Genomic DNA, 13,083 nt, shown 5'->3' with positions numbered 1-13,083 from the left:
CTTGTTTGAAACATACGTTTCAAGGCAGGGTTCTGTCAAGTACGCACGGGCGTTTTGTGCCCGGCCGGTCATGGTATTGAAGGCAGCGACAAGCCACAAGCCGGAAGCGGCAGGCAACTGCGGGCACGCTTGGAGCTTGCCGCTTGTAGCTTGCCGCTATCACTGTATATAATCCCAGTCACTGTATAAAAAGACAGAGCGATCGACATGCTAAAACTGACGCCACGCCAAGCTGAGATTCTGGCTTTCATCAAGCGCTGCCTCGAAGACAACGGCTTCCCGCCCACCCGCGCGGAAATCGCCCAGGAACTGGGGTTCAAATCCCCCAACGCCGCCGAAGAGCATCTGAAGGCACTGGCCCGCAAGGGTGCAATCGAGATGACCCCTGGTGCCTCGCGCGGCATCCGCATTCCGGGGCTCGAGAGCAAGCCCGATGAAAACGCCCTACCCATCATTGGCCGCGTGGCCGCGGGTGCCCCTATCCTCGCCCAGCAGCACATCGAGGAATCCTGCGCCATCAACCCGGCCTTCTTCCATCCCCGCGCCGACTACCTGCTGCGTGTGCACGGCATGAGCATGAAGGACGTCGGCATCGTCGACGGCGACCTGCTGGCCGTACACACCTGCCGCGAAGCGCGCAATGGTCAGATCGTCGTAGCCCGCCTGGGTGACGAAGTCACGGTCAAGCGCTTCAAACGGGAAGGCAACAAGGTCTGGCTGATCGCCGAGAACCCCGAATTCGCCCCTATCGAAGTCAACCTGAAAGAGCAGGACCTGGTCATCGAGGGCTTGAGCGTCGGCGTTATCCGCCGCTAATAAGGAGGCGTCATGCAGTTCCCCCACGTACCACAGCAAGCACAGTTGCCCTTGTTCGAAGCATTCCTGGCCCAGCCGGTACTGCCGCGGGTCAAAACCAGGCAGCCCGCCCGGCAAAGCAACAAGCCGCAGGCATTCAGCGAGCTGTCCTTGCGTGGCGCGCTGGAGCACTGCCAAAGCCTGCTGGCACCGGTGCTACGCGACCTGAGCGAACTGAGTGAAGAGCATGACGCCCGCTGGCTTACCCTGATCGCCCCGCCCGGCAGCCTTACCCAGGCCTGGCTGAGGGACGCAGGGCTCAACCGCGAACGCATACTGCTGCTGCAGCCTCGCGGCAACCAGAGTGCGCTGCAACTGGCCTGTGACGCCCTGCGCCTGGGGCGCAGCCATACGGTGGTCACCTGGTTCAATCCGGTCAGCAACGGCGCCCGCCTGCAACTGACCAATGCTGCCCGTGCGGGTGACGCACAAAGCCTGAATATCCGCCTGGGCTGATACTCGCTGAACGCTCGAAGGGTATGCAGCAGGCTTCCTCAGGACGAGGAAGCCGGATACTGACGGTCAGTGCAGAACCCGTGGGCCTGCATGTTCCTGTTCGATCTCGCCTTCAACCAACTTGCCGGCCATCTGCACACCAACGCTGAGCATGGCCTTGGCCACCTCGACGTGTTGGCCCTGCAGGAACGCCTTGGCATCTTCCGAAAAATCCAGGGTTACCAACGACCCCTCGTCCTCGGCGCGGCGCAACTCGATGCGACCGTCAGGCAACTCTACAATTTCTAGAAAGGACGTGGGCATAAAAGACTGTTCTCCAGGAAAGGCCGGCATTGTACCAGCCACTGGCAGGATCAGCACTCACTCAGACCTTCGCGAAAACGCACCACGAGGCGTTTGAGATTCTGCCGCCAGCTCTCCAGTTCTTCGCGCGACAGCGCTGGCGCCTCGGGTTCATCCAGGCTCACGGCCTGAATCAACGGTTGGGTCACATCACCTTTGGGCGCCTTGGTCGCGACAGGTGGTCGGAACAAATCGGCATAAGCCCTGAGCAGTTGCGCCAGCCAGGTTTCAGGCTGCTCGGCGAGTTCGACCAGTTCAGCCAGCTCGGGAATGGCAATGGTCGCCAGTACTTCACGGCTCAGCAGTTGCTCGGCACGCAGCGCGGTTGCCTGGGGCAAGCGATAATAGCCACCGATCTCATGACACAGCCCCAACAGCGCACCATACAGGTGAAACAGCGCAGACTCCCGCTCGGCCTGGGTCTGCGCCTGGGCGTTCATGGCGCGACTGTCCTGCGCCTTGCCCAGTGCCTCCAGGGCCAGACCGGCGAAATAGATCTTCTGGTTGGTACGGGTATAGAGTTCCTGGGCCATCGAGGCGCGCTCCGAGGGAGTGTGAGGCGGGGGCTCAGTTTCTGTGATGGATCGCAGGCACGCAAGCTGAATCACCGCAGGCGTGAGGCTCAACCGCCCTTGCGGTCATCGTTGCGCGGCAAACCGCCAACCGTGGTTGCAGCCGACTTTTTCGACGTGGCCGGGGTGACCGGGCCGTAGATCTTTTCGATGCGCAGGCGGCCACGCTGCCACGCGGGATGAAAGTGCCGCCAGTGTGCGTCCTGAGCCGCGGCCAGCAGCTCATGGTCGCCCCGCGTGTCGCCCCAGGCGCGCATGCGGTACTGCGTCAGCACCCCGTAAACCGCCTCCAGGCGCAGAACCTTGGCTTCGCAGCGGCAGTTGTCGCCACTGATCCTGCCGGTCAGCACGCCATCGATCACCTCCAGCTCGGTGCCGATCAGCTTGATGCCCAACTGTTCGGCAAAGGGCTTGAGCACCAGCGCCGGCGATGCCGAACAGATCGTCACCTCAGCACCAGAGGCCAGTTCCTGTTTCACCGAAATCACGCCCTGCGGGCGCATCAGCCGGGCCCACGCCTGCGACTTGAACGCCACCGCCTTCTGCGCGACCCATTGCTCTTTCACACCCGCAAGAAACGTCTGGATCAACTGGGCCTTGAGTTCATCGCGGCTGATCCGCCGCCCCATATAGCGCAGGCTTGGCCAGATCATCCGCAGCATGCGGCGAGCAAAAAAGCCGTTGCCGAAAGCGAACCTCAAAAAAGGTACAAAGCTGTCACGGCGGGTCAGCGTGCCATCGAAATCGAACACCGACAGGATTCTGGCCGACTGCGGCCCTGCTTCCAACATTTCCTGACTCATCTGCTTGCCTCTGCTCGATGGTGTACAGCCCTGGCGGAGAAACGTCCCGATCAAACCTCACAACCGTTCGCTGACCTGACTAAAAAAAAGGCTGCGTCCAGGATCACCAGATGCAGCCTCTTGTAGCCGATTCTATCGCTTAGCGCTTGTCTTCCACCTTCCACGCCTTGCCGTCATAGAACGCTCGCCAGCCGGTCGGCTTGCCATCGACCTCGGTCTGCACATACTGCTCCTTGGTCTTGCGGCTGTAGCGGATCACCGTAGGGCGACCGTCCGGGTCCTTCTTCGGCGCCTCACAGAGGAAGTGATACTTCGGATCGATCTCGTCCTTGTGCGGCACGATCTCCATCACCAGGGGGGCGCGGGTCTCGCGGTTCTTCGGGAACTGGCTGGCGGCCAGGAACAGGCCCGAAGCCCCGTCACGCAGCACATAGGTGTCGTTGACCTTCTCGCACTTGAGCTCCGGCATCTTCACCGCGTCCATCTTCGGCGGCGCCGCCTCGCCGCTCTTGAGCAGCTTGCGGGTGTTCTTGCACTCCGGGTTGGTACAGCCGAAGAACTTGCCGAAACGACCGGTCTTGAGCTGCATCTCGCTACCGCACTTGTCACACTCAAGGCTCGGGCCCTCGTAGCCCTTGATGCGGTAGCTGCCTTCCTCGATCTCGTAACCCGTGCAATCGGGGTTGTTGCCGCAGATGTGCAGCTTGTGTTTCTCATCGAGCAGGTAGGCGTCCATCGCCGTGGCGCAGATCGGGCAGCGGTGCTTGCCCAACAGCACGCGCGACTCGGACTCGCCCTCGTCGTCGGCGGCAATCTCGTCACCTGGCACCAGGTTCACGGTGGCCTTGCAACGCTCTTTGGGCGGCAGGCTGTAGCCCGAGCAACCGAGGAACACGCCCGTGGAGGCTGTGCGGATCATCATGTGCCTGCCGCATTCCTTGCAGGCAATGTTGGTCGGGGTCGGCTGGTTGGCACGCATGCCCTTTTCGGCATCTTCAGCCAGTTGCAGCTTCTTGCTGAAGTCGCCGTAGAACTCGTCCAGCACGTTTTTCCAGTCGCGCTCGCCCTGGGCCACATCGTCGAGGTTCTCTTCCATGCCGGCGGTGAAGCCGTAGTCCATCAGGTTGGAAAAGCTCTCGGACAGACGCTCGGTCACGATGTCGCCCATCTTCTCGGAGTAGAAGCGGCGGTTGTGCAGGGTCACATAGCCACGGTCCTGGATGGTGGAGATGATCGCCGCGTAGGTCGATGGGCGACCGATACCGCGTTTTTCCATTTCCTTGACCAGGCTCGCTTCCGAGAAACGTGCCGGCGGCTTGGTGAAGTGCTGGCTCGGGTCGAGCTTGATGAGCTTGAGCACTTCGCCCTGGTTCATTTCCGGCAGTACATCGTCATCGCCCGGCTTGCTCTGCTGCGGCAACACACGGGTGTAACCGTCGAACTTGAGGATACGGCCCTTGGCACGCAACTCGAACTCGCCCGCCGTGACGCTGACGGTGGTCGACAGGTACTGCGCCGGCGGCATCTGGCAGGCCAGGAACTGGCGCCAGATCAGCTCGTACAGGCGCTCGGCATCACGCTCCATGCCGCTGAGCTTGGTCGGGTGCGTGGCCACGTCCGAAGGTCGGATCGCTTCGTGCGCTTCCTGTGCGCCTTCCTTGCTGCCGTAGACGATCGGCGCTTCTGGCAGGTACTTCTTGCCGAACTCGCTTTCGATGTAGCTGCGCGCCATTTCCACCGCATCGACCGAAAGGTTGGTCGAGTCGGTACGCATGTAGGTGATGTAGCCGGCTTCGTACAGACGCTGGGCCATCATCATGGTCTTCTTCACGCCGAAGCCGAGGCGATTGCTCGCCGCCTGCTGCAGGGTCGAGGTGATGAACGGCGCCGAGGGCTTGCTGCTGGTCGGGCGGTCTTCACGCTTGGCAATGGTGTAGCTGGAAGCCTTGAGCTTCTCCAGCGCGGCCATGGCCTGGGCTTCGTTGAGCGGCTTGAAGACCTCGCCGTTCTGGCGAGCCACCTCGAAGCGCACCTTGGCGTCCTTGGCAGTACCCAGGTCGGCGTGCACTTCCCAGTACTCTTCGGGGATGAACGCGCGAATCTCGCGCTCACGCTCCACCACCAGCTTCACGGCCACCGACTGCACCCGGCCGGCCGACAGGCCACGGGCGATCTTCTGCCACAGCAGTGGCGAGACCATGTAGCCCACCACGCGGTCGAGGAAGCGACGCGCCTGCTGTGCATTGACACGGTCGATGTCCAGCTCGCCCGGCTGGGAGAAGGCCTCCTGGATGGCCTTCTTGGTGATTTCGTTGAACACCACGCGCTTGTAGCGGCTGTCATCCCCACCGATGGCTTCGCGCAGGTGCCAGGCAATGGCTTCCCCCTCGCGATCCAAGTCGGTTGCGAGATAGATGGTGTCGGCATCCTTGGCCAGGCGGCGCAACTCCTCGATGACCTTTTCCTTGCCCGGAAGGATCTCGTACTTGGCCTTCCAGCCGTGGTCCGGGTCGACGCCCATGCGCGCCACCAGTTGCTTGCGCGCCTTTTCTTTCGGCGACAGCGCGGGTGCCTCGCCGGCAGCAGCCTTGCCGCGCTTGGCAGCAGGCTCCTTGCTGGCGGAACCGCTGGTGGGCAGGTCTCGGATATGGCCGATACTCGACTTCACCACGTACTGGTTGCCCAGGTACTTGTTGATGGTCTTGGCCTTAGCCGGGGATTCCACAATGACCAGCGATTTGCCCATGGATCGGAAAATTCCTGAATAACGAAAATAAAAACACGGCAGGTACCTGACGTGGCACCGCTATATATAGTGGCAACAGAGTGAGGTCAAGCGCCGAAGGTTAGCCCACTTGCGCATCGGCACGCGAAAACCGCTCGGGTTCGGCCTCGACCAAAGCAAAGCGCGGCACGTGCTCGCCGTCAACCTCGACCGACTCGGTGAACATCGAAAGCGGGCGTACCCACAGGCCGAAATCGCCGTACAGGGCCTGGTAGAACACCACCCACTCCTCGGTCTCGGAATGGCGCGCGGCACCGAATACACGATACTCAGGCCCTTTGTAATGCCGGTATACGCCTGGTTGTATCTGCATGCTGCCAACCCTCTTGAAAAAAAATCTGCAAAAAGCAAAAAACCGGGGCACAAGGCCCCGGCTTCCGACAACGAAACGCTTAGATGCGTTCGAAGACGGTGGTGATCCCCTGACCAAGGCCGACGCACATGGTCGAAACACCCAGGGTACCGCCATTCTGCTTCATGACATTGAGCAGAGTGCCGGAAATCCGCGCACCGGAGCAACCGAAAGGGTGACCCAGGGCGATTGCGCCGCCGTGCAGGTTAACCTTCTCATCCATCTTGTCGAGCACTTTCAGATCCTTGAGCACCGGCAGGGCCTGTGCAGCGAAGGCTTCGTTGAGCTCGAAGAAGTCGATATCGGCAATGCTCAGGCCCGCACGCTTGAGGGCTTTCTGGGTTGCCGGCACCGGGCCGTAGCCCATGATCGCAGGGTCCACGCCGGCCACCGCCATCGAGCGGATCACCGCCAGCGGCTGGATGCCCAGGTCCTGGGCACGCTGGGCCGACATCACGATCATGCACGAGGCGCCGTCGGTGATCTGCGAGGAGGTACCCGCTGTCACGGTGCCGCCCTTGGGGTTGAACGCCGGCTTCAAAGCCGCCAGGCTTTCCAGGGTGGTGTCCGGGCGAATGGTTTCGTCGTAGTCGAAGACCTTGAGGAAGCCGTTCTCGTCATAGCCCTGCATCGGGATGATTTCGTCCTTGAACTTGCCTTCGACCGTCGCCTTGTGGGCGAGCTGGTGCGAACGCAGACCGAAGGCGTCCTGCTGCTCACGGCTGATGCCATGCATCTTGCCCAGCATCTCGGCGGTCAGGCCCATCATGCCCGAGGCCTTGGCCGCATACAGCGACATGTGCGGGTTGGGGTCCACGCCGTGCATCATGCTCACGTGGCCCATGTGCTCGACACCGCCGACCACGAACACATCGCCGTTGCCGGTCATGATCGCCTGGGCAGCCGTGTGCAGCGCGCTCATCGACGAACCGCACAGGCGGCTGACAGTCTGGCCGGCCGCAGTGTGCGGGATCTGGGTCATCAGCGAAGCCATGCGCGCGATGTTCCAGCCCTGCTCCAGGGTCTGGTTCACGCAGCCCCAGATCACGTCCTCGACTTCACTCGGGTCGACCTTGACGTTGCGCTCCAGTAGCTTGCTGATCAGGTGCGCCGACATGTCTTCGGCGCGGGTGTTGCGGTGCATGCCGCCCTTGGAGCGGCCCATCGGCGTACGACCGAAGTCGACGATCACGACGTCTCTTGGATTCAAGCTCATACAATATTCTCGCTCTAGTCGTTGGGCGCTTAACCGAAGAAGCTCTGGCCGTTCTTGGCCATCTCGCGCAGCTTCTCGGTGGGGTGGTACAGCGCGCCCAGGTCGGCGTACTGGTCAGCCAGGGCAACGAACGCGGCCACACCGATCGAATCGATGTAGCGCAGTGCACCGCCACGGAACGGAGGGAAACCGATGCCGTAGACCAGGCCCATGTCGGCCTCGGCCGCCGTCTCGACGATGCCGTCTTCCAGGCAGCGCACGGTCTCCAGGCACAGCGGGATCATCATCCAGTTGATGATGTCCTCGTCGCTGACTTCACGCTGCTCGTAGACGATCGGCTTGAGCACTTCGAGCACCGACGGGTCGGCAACCTTCTTCTGCTTGCCGCGCTTGTCGGCCTCGTAGGCATAGAAACCCTTGCCGTTCTTCTGGCCCAGGCGCTTGGCTTCGTAGAGCACGTCGATGGCCGAACGACGGTCATCCTTCATGCGGTCCGGGAAGCCCTCGGCCATCACGTCGCGGCCGTGGTGGCCGGTGTCGATGCCGACCACGTCCATCAGGTACGCCGGGCCCATCGGCCAGCCGAATTTTTCCATGATCTTGTCGATGCGCACGAAGTCCACACCGGCGCTCACCAGCTTGGCGAAACCGCCGAAGTACGGGAACAGCACGCGGTTGACCAGAAAGCCCGGGCAGTCGTTGACCACGATCGGGTTCTTGCCCATCTTCTTGGCGTAGGCAACGGTAGTGGCCACCGCCAGTTCGCTGGACTTCTCGCCACGGATCACTTCCACCAGCGGCATCATGTGCACCGGGTTGAAGAAGTGCATGCCGACGAAGTTTTCCGGACGCTTGAGGGCCTTGGCCAGCAGGCTGATGGAAATGGTCGAGGTGTTGGAAGCCAGGATGGTGTCCGCCTTGACCTGGTCTTCGACCTCGGCCAGCACGGCCTGCTTGACCTTGGGGTTTTCGACCACGGCTTCCACCACCAGGTCCACATGACCGAAGTCGCCGTAGGACAGGGTCGGACGGATGCCGTTGAGCACTTCAGCCATTTTCGCGGCGGTCATGCGGCCCTTGTCGACGCGGCTGACCAGCAGCTTGGCGGCTTCGGCCAGGCCCTGCTCGATACCGTGCTCGTTGATGTCCTTCATCAGGATCGGCGTGCCTTTGGAGGCCGACTGATAGGCGATGCCGCCACCCATGATGCCGGCACCGAGTACGGCGGCCTGCTTCACGTCCTGGGCGATCTCGTCGTAGGCCTTGGCCTTTTTCTTCAGTTCCTGATCGTTCAGGAACAGGCCGATCAGGCTCTGGGCTGCCGAGGTCTTGGCCAGCTTGACGAAGCCGGCGGCTTCGACTTCCAGTGCCTTGTCACGCCCGAAGTTGGCGGCTTTCTGAATGGTCTTGATGGCTTCGACCGGCGCCGGATAGTTCGGGCCTGCCTGACCTGCCACGAAACCCTTGGCGGTCTCGAAGGCCATCATCTGCTCGATGGCGTTGAGCTTGAGCTTTTCCAGCTTCGGCTGGCGCTTGGCCTTGTGGTCGAGCTCGCCGCTGATGGCGCGCTTGATCAGTTCCAGGGCAGCTTCCTGAAGTTTCTCCGGGACCACCACTGCATCGACGGCACCGACTTTCAGTGCGTCTTCAGGGCGGTTCTCCTTGCCGGCGGCAATCCATTCGATGGCATTGTCGGCGCCGATCAGGCGCGGCAGGCGTACGGTACCGCCGAAGCCCGGGTAGATGCCCAGCTTGACTTCAGGCAGGCCGATCTTGGCCTTGGTCGACATGACGCGGAAGTCGGCCGCCAGGCACATTTCCAGGCCGCCGCCCAGCGCGATGCCGTTGATCGCGGCAACGGTCGGTACATCGAGATCTTCGAAATCGCTGAAGATTCTGTTGGCTTCGAGGTTGCCTGCAACCAGCTCCGCATCCGGCAGCTTGAAGTTGTCGACGAATTCGGTGATGTCGGCGCCGACAATGAACACGTCCTTGCCGCTGCTGACGATCACACCTTTGATCGACGCATCTGCCTTGATGGTGTCTACGGCCTGACGCAATTCATTCAGGGTAAGACGGTTGAACTTGTTGACGGACTCACCCTTGAGGTCGAACTTCAGTTCGACGATGCCGCTTTCAAGAGCCTTAACCGTGATGGCTTTACCTTCGTAAATCATCAACTGATCTCCACGATATGGAAGCTGAACTGTACACGCCGAACGCTGGCACGAAATTCGGCACCAGGCACACCCGTCAGCGCGATAGTCGGGATTCTGCGAGCGTCATGTGACATACAAACGCTCAATTCATACGCCCGTTTGATTTGGGTACGGACACATTCACCGAAAAGCCTGCCGTTGTCAAATACCCAAAAGCACGAGCAAAACGCGACTTTACGGTCATTCTGAGCGAAGGGGTGCGGGTTCAGCCTGTAGGTGATTGGCCATCATTCATGCAGGTGATCGGCCATGGATACACACGAGAGAGGCGGCGAAGTGATAAAGCGCAGCTACACTGAGGGCATAGAAGAAGTTTCCGGCCTGCCTGGCCTTTTTTTATTCAGTTGCCGGCCCCGCCATGGGGCAGGCCCTGGCGGTCAATCACACGACTCACGGGTCACGCCAGCGCCTTGAGCAACCGGGCAATGTCCTGCAACGCTGCGGCATCCCCCTTCTCTCCCCAGCACAACGCGATCATCTGCGGGTTGGCCTCGACCTTGTAGACACTCGCCGGCAGGCGCGACAGGTGCTCGAGCACGCGCGCATCCTCGCAGGGCTCGCGCCACTGGTTGAGCCACACCCCTGGTGTCACCTGCCAGTAGCTCCAGCTGTCGGCATGCCCGCGACGGCGCGCACAATGATACTGCGCGCAGGTGTGCGGCGGCTCTTCGGGCAGCCAGTGCGGCCAGGTCTGCGGGGTGAGCTGCATGGCCAGCCCCATGCGCCGCGCCTCCAGGCGCAGGGCCATGCGCCCGCTGGTGCGACGCGAGGGCAACAGCCAGACCATGGGGCTGAGCATCAGCGCAAGGATTGACACTACTACCCAGAACGTCATATCTGTTATTCCTATAAAGACTTTGCAAATGAGCTGGTTAGCCGACATCGATGCGATCAGCCTGAAACCGACCATACTTTAACTATCGCGATTGTCAGGAGAGCCCTCATGCCCTACGAACACATTCTGGTCGCCGTCGACCTGACCGAAGAATGCGACCCGGTGATCAAGCGCGCTCGCGAGCTGGCCACGCCCAACGGCACCAAGGTTTCCCTGGTACATATCGTCGAGCCCATGGCCATGGCCTTCGGCGGCGACGTGCCGATGGACCTGTCGCAACTGCAGCAGCAACAGTTCGACCAGGCCAAGGAGCGCATGGACCGCCTGTTCAACAAGTATCCGGAGATCAACCGCGGCGATTCCCACCTGACCTACGGCCAGCCTCGCCAGGAGATCCACCAGTTGGCCAAGGACCAGAAATGCGACCTGATCGTGGTCGGCAGCCATGGCCGCCACGGCCTGGCGCTGCTGCTGGGCTCCACCGCCAATGATGTGCTGCACGGCGCACCGTGCGATGTGCTGGCGGTACGCCTGCAGAAGAAGGCCGACTGATACCAGAAGGCCCGCTGTTGGACACAGCGGGCCTTCTTCATATCAGCTGTCGAGCTCGGCCCAACGCTCCACCAGTGTGTCCAGCTCGCCCTGCAGCTTCTCGAGGCTGGCCAGCACGGCGGTGGTCTGGTCGATTGGCCGCTGATAGAAGCCTGCATCGGAAATCTCCGCCTGCACCGCAGCCATCTTCTGCTCCAGGGCATCGATCTGCCCCGGCAGCGCCTCCAGCTCGCGCTGCAGCTTGTAGCTGAGCTTCTTCTTGCCTTCATTGACCACCGGCGCTGCCGCAGGCTCGGGTGCAACGGCCTCGACCACCGCACTGTTGAGCTCGGACTTGCCCGACTTGCTTTCGGTCACGCCGAGCAGCTTGGGCGAACCGCCCTGGCGAATCCAATCCTGATAGCCGCCCACGTACTCACGCACCTTGCCCTCGCCTTCGAACACCAGGGTGCTGGTGACCACGTTGTCGAGGAACGCCCGGTCGTGACTGACCATCAGCACGGTGCCCTTGAAACCCGCCAGCACCTCTTCGAGCAGCTCCAGGGTTTCCACGTCCAGGTCGTTGGTCGGCTCGTCGAGCACCAGCAGGTTGGCCGGCTTGCTGAACAGCTTGGCCAGCAGCAGGCGCGCACGCTCGCCACCGGACAACGCCTTGACCGGCGTGCGTGCACGCTGGGGGCTGAACAGGAAGTCGCCCAGGTAGCTCAGTACGTGACGGTTCTGCCCATCGATCTCGATGAAGTCACGGCCTTCGGCCATGTTCTCGATCACGGTCTTTTCCAGGTCAAGCTGATGGCGCAACTGGTCGAAGTAGGCCACTTCGAGACGCGTGCCCGACTCCACCTTGCCCGAGCTTGGCTCCAGGTCGCCCAGCATCAGCTTGAGCAGCGTGGTCTTGCCGGTACCGTTGGCACCCAGCAGGCCGATACGGTCCTCGCGCTGCAGGACCATCGAGAAATCCTTGACCAGGTAAGGGCCATCGGGGTGGGCGAAGCTGACGTTTTCCAGCACCATCACCTGCTTGCCGGACTTTTCCGCCACGTCGAGCAGGATGTTGGCCTTGCCCTGGCGCTCGCGACGCTCGCTGCGTTCCACACGCAGTGCCTTCAGGGCGCGCACGCGGCCTTCGTTGCGGGTACGCCGGGCCTTGATGCCCTGGCGGATCCACACCTCTTCCTGGGCCAGTTTCTTGTCGAACAGCGCGTTGGCAGTCTCTTCGGCAGCCAGCGCAGCTTCCTTGTGCACCAGGAAGCTGGCGTAGTCGCCGTTCCAGTCGATCAACCCGCCTCGGTCCAGTTCGAGGATGCGCGTGGCCAGGTTCTGCAGGAAGGAACGGTCGTGGGTAATGAACAGCACGGCGCCGCCAAAACCGCTCAGGGCATCTTCAAGCCAGGCGATGGCACCGATGTCCAGGTGGTTGGTCGGTTCGTCGAGCAGCAGCAGGTCGGGCTCGGACACCAGCGCCTGGGCCAGCAGCACACGCCGACGCCAACCACCGGACAGCTCGGCCAGGGTCTTGTCGGCCGGCAGCTGCAGGCGGCTCAGGGTGCTGTCGACCAGTTGCTGCAAGCGCCAGCCATCGCGCGCCTCAAGGTCGCTCTGCACGTGCATGAGCTTTTCCAGGTCGGCGTCGGTGTGAATGTTCTGGCTCAGGTGGTGATACTCGGCGAGCAATGCACCGACACCGTCCAGGCCTTCGGCAACCACATCGAACACGGTGCGCCCGTCGGCCACCGGCAGTTCCTGCGGCAGCTCGCCGATCTTCAGGCCCGGGGCACGCCACACATCGCCTTCGTCGGGCTTCTGGTCGCCCTTGACCAGGCGCAGCATGCTCGACTTGCCCGTGCCGTTGCGGCCGATGATGCAGACCCGCTCACCACGGGCGATCTGCCAGGACACCTTGTCCAGCAACGGCATGGCGCCGAACGCAAGGGACACATCGCTTAATTTGAGCAGGGTCATGATCTTCTCCAAAAACCGGGGGCGCATTCTACCTGAGTTGCGCCTGCTTCACATTAAGCGCGACCGGCGTGCCGACCGCAGTCCTGCATTACATGCCGATACAAGCACAATGCTTTCTTCCGCCCCCGGCAAAC

12 protein-coding genes are annotated in these 13,083 nt (G+C 61.9%); 3 read left to right on the top strand and 9 right to left on the bottom strand.

Annotation, left to right across the window (positions count from 1 at the left end; all coding sequences use genetic code 11):
- The first annotated feature begins 207 nt into the window (after positions 1 to 207).
- Positions 208 to 816, top strand: coding sequence for a transcriptional repressor LexA (gene lexA, locus ACPRTJ_RS18855; protein WP_043864563.1), 609 nt, complete (start codon positions 208 to 210; stop codon positions 814 to 816).
- Positions 817 to 828: 12 nt separating this feature from the next.
- Positions 829 to 1,311 (top strand): SOS-induced cell division inhibitor SulA, encoded by a 483-nt coding sequence (gene sulA / locus ACPRTJ_RS18850; protein WP_054916190.1) that lies wholly within the window; start codon positions 829 to 831, stop codon positions 1,309 to 1,311.
- 66 nt (positions 1,312 to 1,377) lie between these two features.
- Here the strand turns inward: sulA and ACPRTJ_RS18845 are convergent, their stop codons facing one another.
- From ACPRTJ_RS18845 to ACPRTJ_RS18810, 8 genes are all read right to left on the bottom strand, one after another.
- A complete protein-coding gene (locus tag ACPRTJ_RS18845; RefSeq protein ID WP_043864565.1) occupies positions 1,378 to 1,614 on the bottom strand; it encodes a hypothetical protein in 237 nt (78 codons plus the stop codon).
- Positions 1,615 to 1,664: 50 nt separating this feature from the next.
- Entirely contained in the window at positions 1,665 to 2,186 is a 522-nt protein-coding gene (locus ACPRTJ_RS18840; RefSeq protein WP_196932505.1) for a DUF6586 family protein, read from the bottom strand.
- A gap of 89 nt (positions 2,187 to 2,275) precedes the next feature.
- Entirely contained in the window at positions 2,276 to 3,028 is a 753-nt protein-coding gene (locus ACPRTJ_RS18835) for an HAD-IB family hydrolase (protein WP_426429141.1), read from the bottom strand.
- A 139-nt stretch (positions 3,029 to 3,167) separates the two neighbouring features.
- Positions 3,168 to 5,774 carry a type I DNA topoisomerase gene (gene topA, locus ACPRTJ_RS18830; RefSeq protein WP_426427174.1) on the bottom strand — a complete coding sequence of 869 codons (2,607 nt, stop codon included), beginning with the start codon at positions 5,772 to 5,774 and terminating at the stop codon, positions 3,168 to 3,170.
- Positions 5,775 to 5,874: 100 nt separating this feature from the next.
- On the bottom strand, positions 5,875 to 6,126 hold the full coding sequence (locus tag ACPRTJ_RS18825) for a DUF1653 domain-containing protein (RefSeq protein ID WP_043864568.1): 252 nt from the start codon (positions 6,124 to 6,126) through the stop codon (positions 5,875 to 5,877).
- A gap of 79 nt (positions 6,127 to 6,205) precedes the next feature.
- Positions 6,206 to 7,381, bottom strand: coding sequence for an acetyl-CoA C-acyltransferase FadA (fadA, locus tag ACPRTJ_RS18820; RefSeq protein WP_043864569.1), 1,176 nt, complete (start codon positions 7,379 to 7,381; stop codon positions 6,206 to 6,208).
- A gap of 29 nt (positions 7,382 to 7,410) precedes the next feature.
- Entirely contained in the window at positions 7,411 to 9,558 is a 2,148-nt protein-coding gene (gene fadB, locus ACPRTJ_RS18815) for a fatty acid oxidation complex subunit alpha FadB (RefSeq protein ID WP_043864570.1), read from the bottom strand.
- A gap of 439 nt (positions 9,559 to 9,997) precedes the next feature.
- Positions 9,998 to 10,435 (bottom strand): hypothetical protein, encoded by a 438-nt coding sequence (locus ACPRTJ_RS18810; RefSeq protein ID WP_043864571.1) that lies wholly within the window; start codon positions 10,433 to 10,435, stop codon positions 9,998 to 10,000.
- Between the two features lie 108 nt (positions 10,436 to 10,543).
- Between ACPRTJ_RS18810 and ACPRTJ_RS18805 the strand changes: the two genes are divergently transcribed.
- Positions 10,544 to 10,987 (top strand): universal stress protein, encoded by a 444-nt coding sequence (locus tag ACPRTJ_RS18805; protein ID WP_043864572.1) that lies wholly within the window; start codon positions 10,544 to 10,546, stop codon positions 10,985 to 10,987.
- 42 nt (positions 10,988 to 11,029) lie between these two features.
- Here ACPRTJ_RS18805 and ACPRTJ_RS18800 read toward each other — a convergent pair whose 3' ends face one another.
- A complete protein-coding gene (locus ACPRTJ_RS18800; protein WP_043864573.1) occupies positions 11,030 to 12,949 on the bottom strand; it encodes an ATP-binding cassette domain-containing protein in 1,920 nt (639 codons plus the stop codon).
- Positions 12,950 to 13,083: the final 134 nt, after the last annotated feature.

It is taken from the genome of Pseudomonas palmensis, assembly GCF_049942755.1.
In the GTDB taxonomy this organism is placed as follows: domain Bacteria; phylum Pseudomonadota; class Gammaproteobacteria; order Pseudomonadales; family Pseudomonadaceae; genus Aquipseudomonas; species Aquipseudomonas palmensis.
The sequence above is the reverse complement of the archived record's forward strand: the minus strand, read 5'-3'. Positions and strand labels throughout refer to the sequence as shown.

Bases quoted from the DNA above. Each gene is read 5' to 3' on its own strand.
- fadB (WP_043864570.1), bottom strand. From the start codon at position 9,558: ATGATTTACGAAGGTAAAGCCATCACGGTTAAGGCTCTTGAAAGCGGC.
- ACPRTJ_RS18800 (WP_043864573.1), bottom strand. From the start codon at position 12,949: ATGACCCTGCTCAAATTAAGCGATGTGTCCCTTGCGTTCGGCGCCATG.
- lexA (WP_043864563.1), top strand. From the start codon at position 208: ATGCTAAAACTGACGCCACGCCAAGCTGAGATTCTGGCTTTCATCAAG.
- ACPRTJ_RS18840 (WP_196932505.1), bottom strand. From the start codon at position 2,186: ATGGCCCAGGAACTCTATACCCGTACCAACCAGAAGATCTATTTCGCC.
- ACPRTJ_RS18825 (WP_043864568.1), bottom strand. From the start codon at position 6,126: ATGCAGATACAACCAGGCGTATACCGGCATTACAAAGGGCCTGAGTAT.
- ACPRTJ_RS18835 (WP_426429141.1), bottom strand. From the start codon at position 3,028: ATGAGTCAGGAAATGTTGGAAGCAGGGCCGCAGTCGGCCAGAATCCTG.
- sulA (WP_054916190.1), top strand. From the start codon at position 829: ATGCAGTTCCCCCACGTACCACAGCAAGCACAGTTGCCCTTGTTCGAA.
- fadA (WP_043864569.1), bottom strand. From the start codon at position 7,381: ATGAGCTTGAATCCAAGAGACGTCGTGATCGTCGACTTCGGTCGTACG.
- ACPRTJ_RS18845 (WP_043864565.1), bottom strand. From the start codon at position 1,614: ATGCCCACGTCCTTTCTAGAAATTGTAGAGTTGCCTGACGGTCGCATC.
- ACPRTJ_RS18805 (WP_043864572.1), top strand. From the start codon at position 10,544: ATGCCCTACGAACACATTCTGGTCGCCGTCGACCTGACCGAAGAATGC.
- ACPRTJ_RS18810 (WP_043864571.1), bottom strand. From the start codon at position 10,435: ATGACGTTCTGGGTAGTAGTGTCAATCCTTGCGCTGATGCTCAGCCCC.
- topA (WP_426427174.1), bottom strand. From the start codon at position 5,774: ATGGGCAAATCGCTGGTCATTGTGGAATCCCCGGCTAAGGCCAAGACC.